At 55.6% G+C, this 16119-nt stretch carries 15 protein-coding genes; 14 read left to right on the top strand and 1 reads right to left on the bottom strand.

All coding sequences use genetic code 11. The features are described 5' to 3' along the window. Nucleotides 1-120 precede the first annotated feature (120 nt). The 12 genes from pyrR (at nt 121) to EVJ22_RS04570 (ending at nt 13366) form a co-directional block, all read left to right on the top strand. The gene (gene pyrR / locus EVJ22_RS04625) at nt 121-654 is read left to right on the top strand and encodes a bifunctional pyr operon transcriptional regulator/uracil phosphoribosyltransferase PyrR (RefSeq protein WP_071399563.1); all 534 of its coding nucleotides are present in this window, start codon (nt 121-123) and stop codon (nt 652-654) included. Nucleotides 655-703: 49 nt separating this feature from the next. After that, nucleotides 704-2005 carry a uracil-xanthine permease family protein gene (locus EVJ22_RS04620; RefSeq protein WP_071399564.1) on the top strand — a complete coding sequence of 434 codons (1302 nt, stop codon included), beginning with the start codon at nt 704-706 and terminating at the stop codon, nt 2003-2005. Between the two features lie 130 nt (nt 2006-2135). After that, complete coding sequence (locus tag EVJ22_RS04615; RefSeq protein ID WP_131443387.1) at nt 2136-3041, top strand: aspartate carbamoyltransferase catalytic subunit; 906 nt, start codon at nt 2136-2138, stop codon at nt 3039-3041. Beyond that, a complete protein-coding gene (locus tag EVJ22_RS04610; protein ID WP_071399566.1) occupies nt 3038-4318 on the top strand; it encodes a dihydroorotase in 1281 nt (426 codons plus the stop codon). Before EVJ22_RS04615 ends, EVJ22_RS04610 begins: the two co-directional genes overlap by 4 nt. Next, the gene (locus tag EVJ22_RS04605) at nt 4296-5378 is read left to right on the top strand and encodes a carbamoyl phosphate synthase small subunit (RefSeq protein ID WP_071399567.1); all 1083 of its coding nucleotides are present in this window, start codon (nt 4296-4298) and stop codon (nt 5376-5378) included. The genes EVJ22_RS04610 and EVJ22_RS04605 overlap by 23 nt, the downstream gene beginning before the upstream one ends. A gap of 1 nt (nt 5379) precedes the next feature. Next, the gene (carB, locus tag EVJ22_RS04600) at nt 5380-8583 is read left to right on the top strand and encodes a carbamoyl-phosphate synthase large subunit (protein ID WP_131443385.1); all 3204 of its coding nucleotides are present in this window, start codon (nt 5380-5382) and stop codon (nt 8581-8583) included. Beyond that, a complete protein-coding gene (locus tag EVJ22_RS04595) occupies nt 8580-9299 on the top strand; it encodes a dihydroorotate dehydrogenase electron transfer subunit (RefSeq protein ID WP_131443383.1) in 720 nt (239 codons plus the stop codon). The genes carB and EVJ22_RS04595 overlap by 4 nt, the downstream gene beginning before the upstream one ends. Beyond that, nucleotides 9296-10222 carry a dihydroorotate dehydrogenase gene (locus EVJ22_RS04590; RefSeq protein ID WP_071399570.1) on the top strand — a complete coding sequence of 309 codons (927 nt, stop codon included), beginning with the start codon at nt 9296-9298 and terminating at the stop codon, nt 10220-10222. Before EVJ22_RS04595 ends, EVJ22_RS04590 begins: the two co-directional genes overlap by 4 nt. After that, nucleotides 10197-10901, top strand: a complete 705-nt coding sequence (pyrF, locus tag EVJ22_RS04585; RefSeq protein ID WP_131443381.1) for an orotidine-5'-phosphate decarboxylase — start codon at nt 10197-10199, stop codon at nt 10899-10901. Before EVJ22_RS04590 ends, pyrF begins: the two co-directional genes overlap by 26 nt. Next, nucleotides 10885-11511 (top strand): orotate phosphoribosyltransferase, encoded by a 627-nt coding sequence (pyrE, locus tag EVJ22_RS04580; protein ID WP_131443379.1) that lies wholly within the window; start codon nt 10885-10887, stop codon nt 11509-11511. The genes pyrF and pyrE overlap by 17 nt, the downstream gene beginning before the upstream one ends. A 92-nt stretch (nt 11512-11603) precedes the next feature. Further along, nucleotides 11604-12434: a DUF4097 family beta strand repeat-containing protein gene (locus tag EVJ22_RS04575; RefSeq protein WP_131443377.1), complete on the top strand. Its 831-nt coding sequence runs from the start codon at nt 11604-11606 to the stop codon at nt 12432-12434. After that, nucleotides 12431-13366, top strand: coding sequence for an FUSC family protein (locus EVJ22_RS04570; protein ID WP_131443375.1), 936 nt, complete (start codon nt 12431-12433; stop codon nt 13364-13366). The genes EVJ22_RS04575 and EVJ22_RS04570 overlap by 4 nt, the downstream gene beginning before the upstream one ends. Before the next feature lie 32 nt (nt 13367-13398). Here the strand turns inward: EVJ22_RS04570 and EVJ22_RS04565 are convergent, their stop codons facing one another. After that, complete coding sequence (locus EVJ22_RS04565) at nt 13399-15087, bottom strand: Rqc2 family fibronectin-binding protein (protein WP_131443373.1); 1689 nt, start codon at nt 15085-15087, stop codon at nt 13399-13401. A 131-nt stretch (nt 15088-15218) separates the two neighbouring features. On the opposite strand from EVJ22_RS04565, the gene gmk reads away from it, so the two are divergent. Then, the gene (gene gmk / locus EVJ22_RS04560; RefSeq protein WP_070327534.1) at nt 15219-15866 is read left to right on the top strand and encodes a guanylate kinase; all 648 of its coding nucleotides are present in this window, start codon (nt 15219-15221) and stop codon (nt 15864-15866) included. After that, a complete protein-coding gene (gene rpoZ / locus EVJ22_RS04555) occupies nt 15866-16075 on the top strand; it encodes a DNA-directed RNA polymerase subunit omega (protein ID WP_070327533.1) in 210 nt (69 codons plus the stop codon). The genes gmk and rpoZ overlap by 1 nt, the downstream gene beginning before the upstream one ends. Nucleotides 16076-16119 lie beyond the last annotated feature (44 nt).

The following is a 16119-nucleotide window of genomic DNA, read 5'->3' as shown; positions in this document are numbered from 1 at the left end:
GATCGTGGCCGCGGCCACAACCGTCTATCATATACGGCACTCGTTTGCCTTCGTGAAGACTTCCTTTCCAGCCGGATAAGGAAGTCTTCTTTTTTTATAGATTACGAGAGGAGGAATCATATGAAACGCTCGACCATACTAGACGAAGCCGCGATCCGACGCGCCTTGACGCGAATCGCCCATGAGATCATTGAACGCAACAAAGGGACGGACAACGTCGTCCTCGTCGGGATCAAAACGCGCGGTGAGACGCTCGGCGACCGACTCGCCCATCGCATCGAAGAAATCGAAGGAAAACCGATCGCGCTCGGTAACTTAGACATCACGCTCTACCGGGACGACCTATCGAAAAAGTCGCTCGACCCAGAAGTGAAAGCGACCGAACTCCCGCACGATATCAATGGCAAGACGGTCGTCCTCGTCGATGACGTCTTGTACACGGGACGGACGGTCCGGGCCGCGATGGACGCACTCGTCGACCACGGCCGGCCGGATTACATCCAACTCGCCGTCTTGATCGACCGGGGGCACCGAGAGTTGCCGATTCGCCCAGACTTTGTCGGGAAAAACGTCCCGACATCGAAAACAGAACAAGTCGTGGTCCGACTCAGTGAAGTCGACACGACAGACGAAGTGTACATCCAACAGCATTAAATCCAAAACCTTTAAGGTGGTCCAGAGAGGCCAGGAAGGAGAACTATTTATGAAACAACCCATCCTCAACATCCACGAGCGTCCCGCTCACTTGCCACAATGGCTGCTCTTCAGCTTGCAACACGTCTTCGCCATGTTCGGAGCGACGATCTTAGTCCCGATTTTGACCGGACTGAACACGTCCGTCGCCCTCGTCGCTTCCGGTGTGGCCACGCTCTCATTCCTAGTCATCACCCAATTCAAAGTCCCGACGTATCTCGGGTCAAGTTTTGCCTACATCGCACCGATCATCGCGGTCAGCCAGCAATGGGGCGTCGAAGCCGCACTGTTCGGCGGTATTATCGCCGGTTCGGTCTACGGTGTCGTGTCGCTCATCATCTTTAAGACGGGCGTCGGTTGGCTGTTACGACTGTTGCCGCCGATCGTCGTCGGTCCGGTCATCATGGTCATCGGCTTATCGCTCGCACCGGTCGCCATCGACATGTCGATGAACCGCGACGGAGCGTATAACGGCACGTTCATCACGGTCGCCCTGCTCACGCTCGGCATCACGATCCTCGCGATGACAAAGTTAAAAGGAGTCTGGGGCGCGGTTCCGATCTTGTTCGGCATCGTCGGCGGATACGCCATCGCCGCCATGTTCGGCATCATCGACTACTCGGCGATCGGTCAAGCGAGCCTGTTCCAACTGCCTGACTTCACGATGGTGTTCGTCGACTACATGCCGATGTGGCAAGTCGGGGCACTCCTCGCCATCGTCCCGGTCGCGCTCGTCACGATGACGGAGCACATCGGCGACCAAATGGTCACGTCGAAAATCATCGGACGCGAGACGATGAAAGATCCAGGCCTGCACCGGACGCTCCTCGGCGACGGTGTCGGCAAAGCTATCGCCTCAGCGCTCGGTGGACCGCCGTGTACGACGTACGGTGAAAACAACGGCGTCATGGCGATCACGAGAGTGTACAGCGTCTACGTCATCGCCGGAGCAGCGCTCATGGCCATCAGCTTCGGCTTCCTCGGTCACGTCGAGGCGTTCATCTCGACAATCCCGAACCCGGTCAAAGGCGGTATCTCGATCCTCTTGTTCGGTGTCATCGCCTCGAACGGACTGCGGACGATGGTCGACAGCAACGTCGACCTTGCCGAGAAACGCAACCTCATCATCGCCTCGGTCATTCTCGTCGTCGGACTCGGTGGGGCGATGGTCCAACTCGGCAGCTTCCCGGTCCAAGGGATGGCGCTCGCGACGGTCGTCGGTATTCTTTTGAACGCGGTGTTACCGAAAGAAGAAGTCGAACCGGCTTCGGTCGATACAACTGAAGAAACGAAACAGGCAAGTAACTTTTAATTCGATCCCGTGAGGTCGGCAAAGTGAAGGCTCGTTTATTTGGGTGCAGTCTACCCAAATGAAGGCGTCCCTTCACGTAGGTGAAGAGACGCCTTTTCTCTTTGCCTCCAAACAAAAGGAGGAGACGAACATGAATTTGATCAAACAACAACCGAACCATTTTGTCAGCTTAGACACGCTCACCCTCGAAGAGATCATGGGGATGATCGAAGAGTCACTCCGCTACAAACAAGGGGACATGCCGCCGCTGTTTGACGGGAAGACGGTCGCGAACTTGTTCTTCGAAAATTCGACGCGGACGAAAAACTCGTTTCAAATGGCCGAGCGGCACTTGAACATCCAAGAGATCCCGTTCGACGTGGCGACGTCGTCGGTGACGAAAGGTGAGACGTTATACGACACGTGCAAGACGCTTGAAGCGATCGGGGTCGACACGCTCGTCATCCGCCATCCTGAAGCGGGATACTACCATGAGCTCGTCGAGAAGCTGACGATCCCAGTATTAAACGGCGGGGACGGGAGCGGGGAACACCCGTCACAGTCGCTGCTCGACCTCGTCACGATTTATGAAGAGTTCAAGACGTTCGAAGGCTTGAATATCGCCATCTGCGGCGATCTCGTCCATAGTCGGGTCGCCCGCTCGAACGCAGGCGTGTTGAAACGGCTCGGGGCGAATGTCGTCGGTTGTAGCCCGGAATCGTGGTGGGATGGTTCGATGGGGCTTTCGCACCGCGACCTTGACGACATCTTACCGGACTGCGACGTCGTCATGTTGCTCCGCGTTCAGCACGAGCGCCACATTATGGGCGACATCTTTTCTAAAGAAGACTATCATGCGCGCTACGGCTTGACGGTCGAGCGGGTCGAGCGGATGAAACAAGGCGCCATCATCATGCATCCGGCCCCGGTCAACCGGGACGTCGAGATCGCCGGCAGTTTGATCGAACATCCGTCATCGCGCATCTTTCCACAGATGAAGAACGGCGTTTACGCACGGATGGCCATCTTAAATCGAGCATTAGGGGGACAACAATGATTATTCAACACGCAACATGGTATGACGGGAAGACGAAACGGACGAGCAATCTGTTGATTGAGGGCGGCACGATCCGTTCGGTCGATTACGACGGGACGACCGAAGGACACGAAGTGATTGACGCAAATGGGAAGCTGTTGATCCCAGGTCTCGTCGACGTCCACGTCCATTTACGCGAGCCGGGTGGCGAGGCGAAAGAGACAATCAAGACCGGGACCGCTGCGGCTGCGGCCGGAGGATTCACGACGATTTGCGCGATGCCGAACACACGACCGGTCCCGGACGACCGGGCGACGCTCGATGACTTGCTCGCTCGGATCGAGCGTGACGCCAGCGTCCGCGTGCTCCCGTATGCGGCGATCACGAAACGGCAGCTCGGTGTCGAACAAGTCGATATGCCGTCACTTGCGGACGCGTTCGCGTTCACAGACGACGGGGTCGGCGTGCAGTCGGCGGCGATGATGCGTCAAGCGATGCGGGAAGCGAAACGGCTTGGGAAAGCGGTCGTGGCCCATTGCGAAGACAATACGCTCAAGGCCGGTTCCGTCCATGAAGGGATGTTTAGTGAGACGCACGGCATCCAAGGTATCCCGAGTCTCGCCGAGAGCATCCATATCGCCCGTGACGTGTTGATCGCCGAAGAGACAGGCTGTCACTATCACGTCTGTCACGTGTCGTCACGTCAATCGGTCCGCGTCATCCGTGACGCCAAACGGGCCGGGATCCACGTCACGGCGGAAGTGACACCGCACCACCTCGTCTTATCGGAAGACGACATCCCGGGGTTAGATCCGAACTTTAAGATGAATCCGCCGCTGCGGAGCCAAGACGACCGCGCGGCGCTCTTAGAAGGGCTGTTCGACGGGACGATCGATTTGATTGCGACCGATCACGCCCCGCATACGGCTGAAGAGAAAGCACAAGGGATGGAGCGCGCCCCGTTCGGCATCACCGGATTCGAGACGGCGTTCCCGCTCCTTTACACGACGTTCGTCAAAACGGGACAAATGGAAGAGGCGGCGCTCATCGACTGGATGACGAGACGACCGAGCGAGGTGTTCGGTCTGCCTTACGGCGTGATTGAGGTCGGCCGGGCGGCGGACCTCGCGCTGATCGATACGGAGACGGTGCGTCCGGTCGACCCGACGACGTTCGCGTCAAAAGGGAAGAACACACCGTTCGCTGGGAAAAGACTCACAGGTTGGCCGGTCGTGACGATCGCGGCCGGAGAAATCGTATATAAGGGGAGATTCGATGAAACGAACATTATGGCTTGAAGACGGGACAGCATTTGTAGGCAAGGCGTTCGGCGCGAACGCCGAGACGATCGGGGAAGTCGTCTTTCAAACAGGAATGACCGGCTACCAAGAGATTTTATCGGACCCGTCTTATTGTGACCAGCTCATCGTGTTGACGAATCCACTCATCGGAAATTATGGCGTCAACCGTGAAGACTTTGAGACGACCGTCCCGATGGCAAAAGCGCTCATCGTCAAAGAAGCGTGTGATCTGCCGTCGAACTTCCGCTCGACGGCGACGTTGCCGGAGACGCTCGAACGCTTCGGGATACCAGGTCTAGAAGGTGTCGATACGCGCATGTTGACGCGTCACCTTCGTTCACGCGGCGTCATGCGCGGCGTGTTGATCGACGGTGAGTCGACGTGGGCAGACGTTTCGATGCGCTTTGAAGCGAGCTTCCCGACCGATCAAGTGGCACGTGTCTCGACGAAACGGGCTTACGTCAGCACCGGGAGCGGCCGCCGGATCGCCCTCATCGATTTCGGGGCCAAACTCGGGATCATGCGCGAATTGTTGAAGCGCGACTGTGAAGTCGTCGTCTTGCCGCACGACGTGACGGCTGAAGAAGTGATGCGCTATGAGCCGGACGGGGTCATGCTCTCGAACGGACCAGGCGACCCGAAAGACGTCCCGACGGCGCTCCCGCTGATCGAAGCACTCATGCCAAAACTCCCGATGTTCGGGATCTGTCTCGGCCATCAGTTGATTGCTCTCGCGAGCGGTGCCAACACGTTCAAGCTTCCGTTCGGACATCGTGGTGCCAATCATCCTGTCCTCGAACTTGAGACCGGTGCTGTGACGATCACGTCACAAAACCACGGCTACGCCGTCGACGAGACGTCGCTCCTTGAGACGCCGCTCATCGTGACGCATCGCGCCGTCAACGACGGGACGATCGAAGGCATCAAACATTTACATCATCCGACGTTCTCGGTGCAATATCATCCGGAAGCGGCGCCAGGACCATATGACGCCAACGACCTATTCGACCGCTTTATGACACTCGTCAACGAAAACAGACAGAAAGTAGGAATGTGACATGCCAAAACGACCAGATATTCAGAAAATCCTTGTGATCGGATCCGGCCCGATCGTCATCGGACAAGCGGCAGAATTTGACTATGCTGGTACCCAGGCGTGTCTTGCCTTAAAAGAAGAGGGCTACGAAGTCATCCTCGTCAACTCGAACCCGGCGACGATTATGACTGACCCATCGACGGCGGACCGCGTCTATATCGAACCACTCGAACCGGAGTTCGTGGAGCGGATCATCCGTCAAGAACGTCCGGACGCGCTTCTCGCGACACTCGGGGGGCAGACCGGACTGAACTTGGCGGTCGAGCTCGATAAACGCGGCGTGCTCCGCGACTGCGGCGTCGAACTGCTCGGAACGAAATTGTCGGCGATTGAGCAGGCAGAAGACCGGGAACAGTTCCGCGACCTCATGTACAAGCTCGGTCACGGCGTCCCAGACAGCGATATCGTCCATTCACTCGACGCCGCCTGGAGCTTCGCTGACCGGATCGGCTATCCGATCATTATTCGTCCAGCTTATACGCTCGGCGGAACCGGTGGGGGAATCGCCCACGACCGGGAACAGTTCGAGCAGATTGTCGAATCGGGACTCAAGGCGAGTCCGGTGACGCAAGTGCTGCTTGAAGAGTCGATTGCCGGCATGAAAGAAGTCGAATATGAAGTGATGCGCGACTCGAGCGACCAGGCCATCATCGTCTGCGCCATGGAAAACTTCGATCCGGTCGGTGTCCATACCGGTGACTCGATCGTGTTCGCCCCGACCCAGACGTTGTCTGATCGTGATTATCAAATGCTCCGCAGCGTCTCGCTCGACATCATCCGGGCGCTCGGCATCGAAGGCGGATGTAACATCCAGTTCGCGCTCGACCCGGACAGCTTCACGTACTACGTGATCGAGGTCAACCCACGCGTCTCGCGGAGTTCGGCTCTCGCCTCAAAAGCGACGGGATACCCGATCGCCAAGCTCGCCGCGAAAGTCGCGGTCGGCTACAAGTTGTCGGAACTAAAAAACCCGGTGACGGAGACGAGTTACGCCTCGTTCGAGCCGGCGCTCGACTACGTCGTCGCTAAAATCCCGCGCTTCCCGTTCGACAAGTTCGAGACCGCGGACCGTCGTCTCGGCACACAAATGAAAGCGACGGGCGAAGTCATGGCCATCGGTCGGAGTTTAGAAGAAACGCTCTTGAAAGCCGTCCGTTCGCTCGAACTCGGTACGGAAGACTTATACGTACCACGCCTTTCCGAATTGACGGCTGAACAACTGGAACGAGAACTGACGACACCGACCGACGAACGGTTGTGGATGCTGTACGAAGCGCTTCGCCGCGGCTACTCGACAGAACAGCTTCACGGCTTGACGAAAATCGACCGGTTCTTCTTATCAAAACTCGATCGGATTTGGCGTGAGGAAGAAGTACTGCGCAACGAGCCGTTGACAGAGGAACGGTTGCGCGAAGTGAAGCAACGTGGGTTCAGTGATCGCATGATCGCCCGCATCACGGACCAAGCCGTCGAGACGATCGCGTCGTTACGCGATGAGTGGAACGTTCGGCCAGTGTATAAGATGGTCGACACGTGTGCCGCCGAGTTCGCCTCGGAGACGCCGTACTTTTACGGCACGTACGAAGTCGAGAACGAAGCGGTGAAAACGGATAAACCGTCCATCCTCGTACTCGGTTCAGGCCCGATCCGGATCGGGCAAGGCGTCGAGTTCGACTACGCGACCGTCCATTCGATCCAAACGATCCGTGACGCCGGATATGAGGCGATCATCGTCAACAACAACCCGGAGACGGTATCGACCGACTTCTCGATCTCAGACCGTCTCTACTTTGAACCGCTCACGACAGAAGACGTATTAGAAGTCGTTCGCAATGAACGACCGCTCGGGGTCATCGTCCAGTTCGGCGGGCAGACGGCAATCAATTTGGCCGCCTCGCTCGAAGCGAACGGCGTCCAAATTCTCGGGACGTCACTTGAAGACATCGACCGGGCCGAAAACCGGAAAGCGTTCGAGGCGACGCTCACGAAAGAACGGCTCGCCCAACCACCGGGCAAGACCGCGGTCACGGTCGAGGAAGCGGTCGCTTGTGCCGACATGCTCGGCTATCCCGTACTCGTCCGCCCATCGTATGTCCTCGGCGGCCGGGCGATGGAGATCGTCTATGAGCGTTCGGAGCTCGAGCGGTATATGCGCCACGCCGTCGTCGCCTCGAAAGATCGTCCCGTCCTCATCGACCGCTACTTGACCGGGATCGAAATCGAAGTCGACGCCATCTGCGACGGGACGGACGTCTACATCCCGGGCATCATGGAACATATCGAACGGGCCGGGGTCCACTCTGGCGATTCGATCGCCGTCTATCCGCCGCAACGGCTGAGCGAGGCGTTAAAACAAAAAGTCGTCGATTACACGATCAAACTCGCCAAAGCGTTCCGCATCAAAGGGTTGCTCAACATTCAGTTCGTCTATGCGGACGACTTGTACGTCATCGAAGTCAACCCACGGGCGAGCCGGACGGTGCCGTTCATCTCGAAAGTGACGGGACTTCCGGTCGCACGCATCGCGACGCAGACGATTCTCGGGACGACGTTGAAGCAGCTCGGACTCGGAACGGGCTTGCACCCAGAATCTGACGCCATCTCGGTCAAAGTACCGGTGTTCAGTTTCGCGAAACTAAAAGAAGTCGACCCGTCACTCGGGCCAGAGATGAAATCGACGGGTGAAGTCATGGCGACGGACCGAACGCTTGAAAAAGCACTCTATAAAGGACTCGTCGCTGCCGGGATGACGATCGCCTTGAAAGGAAACGTCTTGTTGACGGTCGCCGATCAAGACAAAGATGAAGCGCTCGACATCGCCCGTCGCTTCAACCGGCTCGGCTTCCGCCTGATGGCGACGTCAGGCACGGCGACGGCACTTACGGCAGCCAAGTTGCCGGTCCGACAAGTCGGGAAGATCCATGAAGCGGGTGAGACGATGCTGAGCGTCATCGAGCGGGGCGATGTCGACATCGTCTTGAATACGACGACACGCGACGCCTTAGCGACAAAAGACGGATTCATTATCCGCCGGGCCGCGGCCGAGCAAGGTGTGCTCTGCTTGACGTCGCTCGACACGGTGAAGGCGCTCTTGCAAGTCATCGAGAGCCTATCGTTCCAGACGACGAGCCTGCCGGCGTTCACCGAATTCAGGGTGACTGTATGAGACAACGGGCGACCATCTTATCGAACCGGGAGATCGCGAAAGCGACAATGGAAATGAAAGTGCGAATCGGTGATGCAACAATCGCACCGGGGACGTTTTTCCATGTGAAGACGTCCGAACTGTTGCGCCGGCCACTGTCGGTCGCAAACGTCGAAGCAGACGTCGTCACGTTTCTGTACAAAGTGGTCGGGACCGGGACGGCTGAACTCGCGACGAGACGAGCCGGGGACGAACTTGACGTCCTCGGTCCGCTCGGTAACGGGTTCCCGCTCGCAAAAGACGGCAAGCGCGTCGTTCTCGTCGGCGGGGGGATCGGGGTGCCGCCACTCTATTACACGCGCCGGATGCTCGCCGCGCGCGGAATCGAAACGGTGGCGATTCTCGGGTTTGATTCAGAAGCGAGTGTATTTTATGAAGACGAGTTCCGCGAACTCGGCGAGACGATCATCACAACGGTCGACGGAACGTATGGAGAGGCAGGCTTCGTGACCGGGCCGCTCGCTAGAATCGACGCCGACGTCTTGTTCAGCTGTGGTCCGGAACCGATGTTAAAAGCGGTCGCCGCGTCGCATATCGAAGAGCGCTACATCTCGATCGAGAACCGGATGGGTTGCGGCATCGGGGCGTGCTTCGCCTGTGTGTGCAAAGCGCCGGACGGTTACGTGAAAGTGTGCAGTGACGGACCGGTATTTCGGGCAGAAGAGGTGACGCTATGAGATTACACATCGAACTACCCGGCTTATCGTTAAAAAATCCGATCATGCCGGCATCCGGTTGTTTTGGATTCGGCGAAGAGTTCGCCAAGCTGTACGACTTGTCGATCCTCGGGGGCATCATGATCAAAGCGGCGACCGGGGAGGCACGGTTCGGGAACGAGACACCGCGTGTCGCCGAGACGGCGCAAGGAATGTTGAATGCGATTGGATTACAAAATCCGGGTGTCGACGCGATTGTTGAAGACAAGTTGGCATTCCTCGCCAAGTTTGACACTGAAATTATTGCCAACGTGGCGGGTTCGACCCCAGAAGAATACATCCACGTCGCGCGGAAAATGAGCGCCGACCCGTGCGTGAAAGCACTCGAGCTGAACATCTCGTGCCCGAACGTGAAGTGTGGCGGCATGCAGTTCGGGACCGATCCTTTGATGGCGGCCGAACTGACGCGCCTCGTCAAGGCGGCGTCGACGAAACCGGTATACGTCAAACTATCCCCGAACGTCACGTCAATCACGGAGATGGCACGTGCGGTCGAAGCGGCCGGCGCCGACGGCATCACGATGATCAATACGCTCGTCGGCATGAGGATTGACATTGCGACCGGTCAACCGATCTTAGCGAACCGAATCGGCGGATTATCCGGTCCGGCCATCAAGCCGGTCGCCATCCGGATGGTGTACGAAGTCGCCCAAGCGGTCAATATCCCGATTATCGGCATGGGCGGTGTGCGGACGGTCGACGACGTGCTCGAATTTATCTATGCGGGTGCATCGGCGGTCGCGGTCGGGACTGCCAATTTTGAAAACCCATACGTATGCCAGGAAATCATCGAAGCGTTGCCAGGCCGGCTCGATGAACTCGGCATCGATCATATTTTAGACGTTAGGGGGAAGGCGTATGAACAGGTTGTATCTCGCGCTTGATGTCGAAACACGTGACGAAGCGTTTTCACTCTTGAAAAAAATTGACCAACGCCCGGCCGTCAAAGTCGGCATGGAACTGTTCTACCGTGAAGGTGGACGGTTCGTCGAAGAACTCGTCGCGAGCGGTTACCCGGTCTTTCTAGACGTCAAAGTTCATGACATCCCGGAGACGGCAAGGCGGACGCTCCGCCAAATCGGCCGGCTCGGCGTCGAAATGACGAACGTTCACACGCTCGGCGGCGAGACGATGATGCGCTACGCATTGGATGGATTGCGTGACGTGAACGAGACGACCACATTGATCGGGGTGACCCAACTGACATCGACCGACGAGCGGATGCTGTCAGAACAACTCGGAATTGAAGGAAGTCTCGAGCAGGCCGTCTTGCGCCAAGCGGGACTTGCCAAACGGGCAGGACTCGACGGGGTCGTCGCGTCCGTTCACGAAGCCCGCGCGATTCGACAAGCGCTCGGTTCACAGTTTTTGACGGTGACGCCCGGCATCCGAATCAACGAAACGACAGACGATCAAGTCCGGGTCGCGACACCGCAAGCCGCTTTTGACGCCGGTGTGTCAGCTATCGTCGTCGGGCGCCCGATCACCCGGGCAGCCGACCCGAACGCAGCTTACGAATACTTTATGAAGGAATGGAGCCAAACGTATGAGACAAATCGCTGAGGCATTATTATCGATTGAAGCCGTCACCTTATCACCGAATGAACCGTACACATGGTCGAGCGGGTTAAGAAGCCCGATTTATTGTGATAACCGACTGACGCTCAGTTATCCAGAAGTGCGTTCACAGATTATCGATGCACTTGTCGACGCCGTCCGTCCGCTCGACGCCGACGTCATCGCGGGAACGGCGACGGCCGGGATTCCCCATGCGACGCTTTTAGCCGACCGACTCGGTCTACCGCTCGTCTACGTCCGGTCGAGTGCGAAAGGGCATGGGAAAGGCAACCAGATTGAAGGGCGATTCGACAAAGGAGCGCGCGTCGTCGTCATCGAAGACCTGCTCTCGACTGGAAAATCGAGCATCGAAGCGGCTCAGGCGATTCGAGCGGCCGGAGGCGAAGTCGTTTTGATTCAAGCCGTTTTCTCATACGGCTTAGACAGCTTGAGCGTAAATTTGACCGATGCGAACTTGACCGCCTCGTCACTGACGACGTTCGCTGAACTGATTGAAGTTGCTCGGAATCAAGACGTGATTTCTGAGAACGAAGCAATCTCGCTCACAGCTTGGCAAGAAAGCCCAACCGTTTGGAGCAAACAAGTGACATGCTGAAGAATCCACCTCCGGGCGGATTCTTTTTCATTTGGTAACATGTGATACTGAACGTGTTAGAATAGGGAAAGCAGTCGAAAAAGGAGAGAACTATGGCGTATTCTAGAATTAAAGGACAGTCATTGAAAGTACGGTTTCAAAACATCCCTAAACATCGCAAAATCGCATTCGGTCTCGTCCTCACGGTGTTACCTTTATTATTTTTCGTGAATTTATTCGTATTCAGCCACATGTTGGCGCTAGGGGACAAGTATGAGGACCGTTACCAGATGAAAAAGCTTCGGCTTGAGACAACGCATGGGAATGTTGAATTTTTCCGGAGTACGAACGAAAAAGTTCAGATCGAAGTACTGCAGACGAATTCGAAAGAACGTCGCATTAAAGTGAAGTCGGTCGGGGACACGATTTCCGTCGTCGAACGGTATGGACCGATGAGCCAGTTCGGGAGTCGGGCAAGCGCGGAGCCGTCCCGTTATAAAATCCGGGTCGCGTTGCCAAGTTCGATGACATCGATCGAAGTGACGGCTGAGCAAGTGACCGGACAAGGCCTAGTCGCGAAAACCATCGTTCTCGATGCCAACGCGGTCAATCTGAAGAAACTTGAAAGCGACCGGCTTCGAGTCGAGACGAAAAGCGATGCCACGTTTGAGACGGTTCGTGTCGTCACTGGCGACATCCGGTCGTATCGGGACGCGACAATCCGTGACGTCGTCGTCAACCAAGCGCTGACCGTCCAGACAGAGGCCGGGGCGCTCACGTATGAGCCGCGAAACGCGACCGGACAAGTAACCGTCACGACAACAGGAAACATCGCGGCGGCTGAGCGCTTTAAAGAAATTAGCAACGGTGTGTACCATCTTTCGAACTCGAATCGTCCGAACGTGGAACTGATTTCTGAGACAGGGAAGGTCGAACTGAAATGATCAACAAACGCTACATTCCTAAAGTCGGACTGCGAACGTTTAAGACCGGGATCGCCGTCGCCATCACGATTGCCTTGTCATGGTACGTCTTCGGCATTTATTCGGGGATGGGTGCCATCGCCGCCGTCGTCGCGATGCAACCGACCGTCAAACGGTCGTCGAAAATCGTCTTTAGCCGTATATTCGGTACGATCGTCGGCCTCATGTGCGGCTTGTTGATTGTCTATGCGTTCGGGGTGAACCCGATTTCGATAGGTCTTGCCGTCATCGTCGCGCTCACGCTCAACACGACGTTCGATAAGACGCACATGTCGACGTATGCCGCGTTCGCGATTGTGCTCATGCTTGAAAACCCGACGACCGACTTTTTCCACTACGCGTGGACGCGTTCGCTATTGACGGCGGTCGGTGTGTTCGTCTCGCTCGGCGTCAACTATGCGTTCATGCCACCGCGTTATGAAGAGCGTCTGCTCGGCGAGATTCGGAAGACGTCGGCGTATATGTTCCATCATTGGCGCGAACTGATCGGCTCCCCGGCAGAACTGCTCGAGACGCGCGCCCGTATCCTCGGCCATCAAGAGCTCCATATGATGTTGCAAGAGGATATGCAAATGACGAAGGTTAAGTTGAAGCATTTGACGATCAAGCAATATCGGTTATTGATTCATTTAGAGGATAAATTGGTCTTGCTGCTCGAGAGTCTCGCTGAGCACCGGGAAGCGTTACTCATGATGACCGAGGACGAACGTCACGCGTTCGAGTCCGAGTTTTTATTCTTGCTCGCCCACCATCACGATATTCTCTACACGTGTGACAAACCGTACTCGCTCTTCCAATTGAAGCATGAAGACTTATCTGTTTCTGAAATTTTACACGGACATCTGCTCGACTATCATGAACAGCTCGAGGCGTTCAAACATAATCCGAAATGAACAAAGGCCACGTCGCATGACGTGGCCTTTGTTCATTGTTTAAGCGATTTGACGAGCTGCTCGTCCGGAGTCACATATACCGTCTGCTGATCGGTGTAGATGACGAATCCCGGCTTGGCGCCGCTCGGTTTTTTCACGTAACGGGCTTTCGTATAGTCGACCGGCACCCCGCTCGAGGCACGTGCCTTCGAGAAGTAGGCGGCGACGGTCGCTGCTTCGAGGAGCGTCGTCTCGTCCGGTTCGGTCGACCGGATGATGACGTGTGAACCGGGGATATCTTTCACATGAAGCCAAATTTCGTCGCGACGCGCGAACTTGAACGTCAAGTGGTCGTTTTGCGTATTGTTTTTACCGACGTAAAACTCGATACCGGTCGAAGATGTGTAGCCTTCGAGCGCGACTTTGGCCGTTTGTTTCTTCTTCTGACGTTTTTGTCGGATGTACCCGCCTTCGGCCAGCTCTTCGCGAATCTCGACGATATCGCGCGGCGCGGCGACGTCGAGTTGGGCGACGAGCGTCTCTAAATAGCTGATTTCGGTCTCGTTCAGTTCAATTTGCTTTTGTACCTCGATTTTGGCGACTTTTAGTTTGTTGTATTTCTTATAGTAACGTTGCGCGTTCTCGTTCGGTGTTTTAAGCGGATCGAGCGGGATATCGATCATGGCGCCGTCCTCGTCATAATAGTCGACGACGTGGGCGACTTTCATCCCTTTCTCGAGCTGGAACAAATACGTCGTCAACAGCTCACCGTATTTTTGGAGCTCGTCCGATCGTTCCGTCGCTTTCATATCCTCGAGCAGGCGTTTCCGTTTTAATTGGTTGCGCTCGAGCTCTGACTTGAGCAGACGCTCGACGTCATGGGCTTGCTGCTTGACCCGGTCACGGTTCGCCTTCTCATAGTAAAAGCGGTCGAGCACTTCCCGGCTCGAGTCGTAGCGTTCTTCAGAAACGATATCGCCTGACGTGAGCGCGATCGGACTGAACCGTTCCTTCCCGGAGGCGAGCTGTTGGAATACATAAGCGCCGTCAAGATCCGCCATCACGCTGTCAAACGCCGCCTCTAAGTTCGTACGGTTCGGCGTCTTGGCCCGATGCATAATCTCTTGAGCGATCTGCGGGCTCATCCCAGAAAAGTGAGCGACGAGCTGCTTATCGAGCATACCTGCGTTCCAATCGATTCGTTTCAATCCGGCTTCCCGTTCCGTCAACGGATCGGACTTTTCTTGCGCCGGCGGCAAGATGTACTCGCTGCCTGGCATGATCGTCCGATACGTGTTTTGAGACGGAGGAAGGTGTTTGATCGCGTCTAAAATCTTGCCGTCCTCGTTCGTCAAGACGACGTTCGAGTGACGCCCCATCAGTTCGACATAGACGCGTTTGTTTTCTTCATCACCGAGCTCGTTACGCGATCTGATTGAGAAAACGATGACGCGGTCGCGGCCGACTTGTTCGATCGCTGTGATAAAGCCGCCCTCGATATGCTTCCGCAGCATCATACAAAACATCGGAGGCTCTTGCGGGTTCTTGATCGGGGTGTCCGTCAATTGAAGTCGCGCATACATCGCGTTCGCTGAAACGAGCAACGAGACGCTTTGTCGGTTCGATCTGACTTGAATCATCAAGTCGAGCGCATACGGTTGATGCACTTTATTGATTCGACCGCCAACGAGCGGTTGTAGTTCTTTTACGACACGATATGTCATTAATCCATCATATGCCATTAGTCTCATCACCTTTGTCCTTTTTCTGTCTCTACGTTATCAGATTCACAGAAAATATGGTACGATGAAGTAGGAAATCCGAACTTCTTCTTGCCGTAACAATTAAAGGACTGCTATTATAATGTAATGTGATGTTAGAAGATGGAGGGCTTGCATTGAATTTTAAAGAACGAGGATTATTAATCGTCTTATCTGGTCCAAGCGGTGTCGGCAAAGGTACTGTTTGCCGAGTGCTCCGTGAAGAGGCGGACAACAACCTTCAGTATTCGGTGTCGGCAACGACTCGAAAACCACGTGAAGGCGAAGTTGAGGGAGTGCATTACTTCTTTAAGACGAGAGAGCAATTTGAAGACATGATTGAACACGATCAACTGCTTGAGCATGCAGAATTCGTCGGCAACTATTATGGGACACCGGTCGAATGGGTGCGCGAGACGCTTGAAAGTGGCAAGGACGTCATTTTAGAGATTGAAGTCCAAGGAGCTTTCCAAGTAAAGGAACGCTTCCCAGAAGCCGTCTTTTTATTCCTCGCACCGCCGAGTCTGCAAGAACTTCGAAACCGTTTAGTCGGTCGAGGCACTGAATCGGAAGAAGTCATCAAGCAACGCTTGCTCGTCGCCCGTGAAGAAATCGAGTTGATGGATGCTTACGATTACGTCGTCACAAACGACGAAGTCGATAAAGCGATCGACCGGATCAAAGCGATCGTGACGGCCGAGCATTGTAAACGTGAACGTGTCGCGTCTCTCTATAAAAAAGCTATGATGGAGGTCATTTAATGTTATACCCTTCGATTGATGCCTTACAACGTATCATCCCGTCGAAATACACAATCGTGACGGTGGCCGCCAAGCGTGCCCGTCAGATCCAAGACGGAAAAGCACCAAAAATCGCTGCGCCAAAATCGTATAAACCGGTCGGTCAAGCGCTAGAAGAAATATTCTCGGGTGACACGACAATCATCGTGAACGAAAAGAACAACGGATGAAGTGTGACCCAAGTCGGATACGACTTGGGTCTCATTGTCTATAA

The organism is Exiguobacterium sp. SH0S7, from assembly GCF_004337195.1.
GTDB classification, from domain to species: Bacteria; Bacillota; Bacilli; order Exiguobacteriales; family Exiguobacteriaceae; genus Exiguobacterium; species Exiguobacterium aurantiacum_A.
Note: the sequence above shows the minus strand (reverse complement) of the source record. Positions and strands in the feature narration are given on the sequence as shown.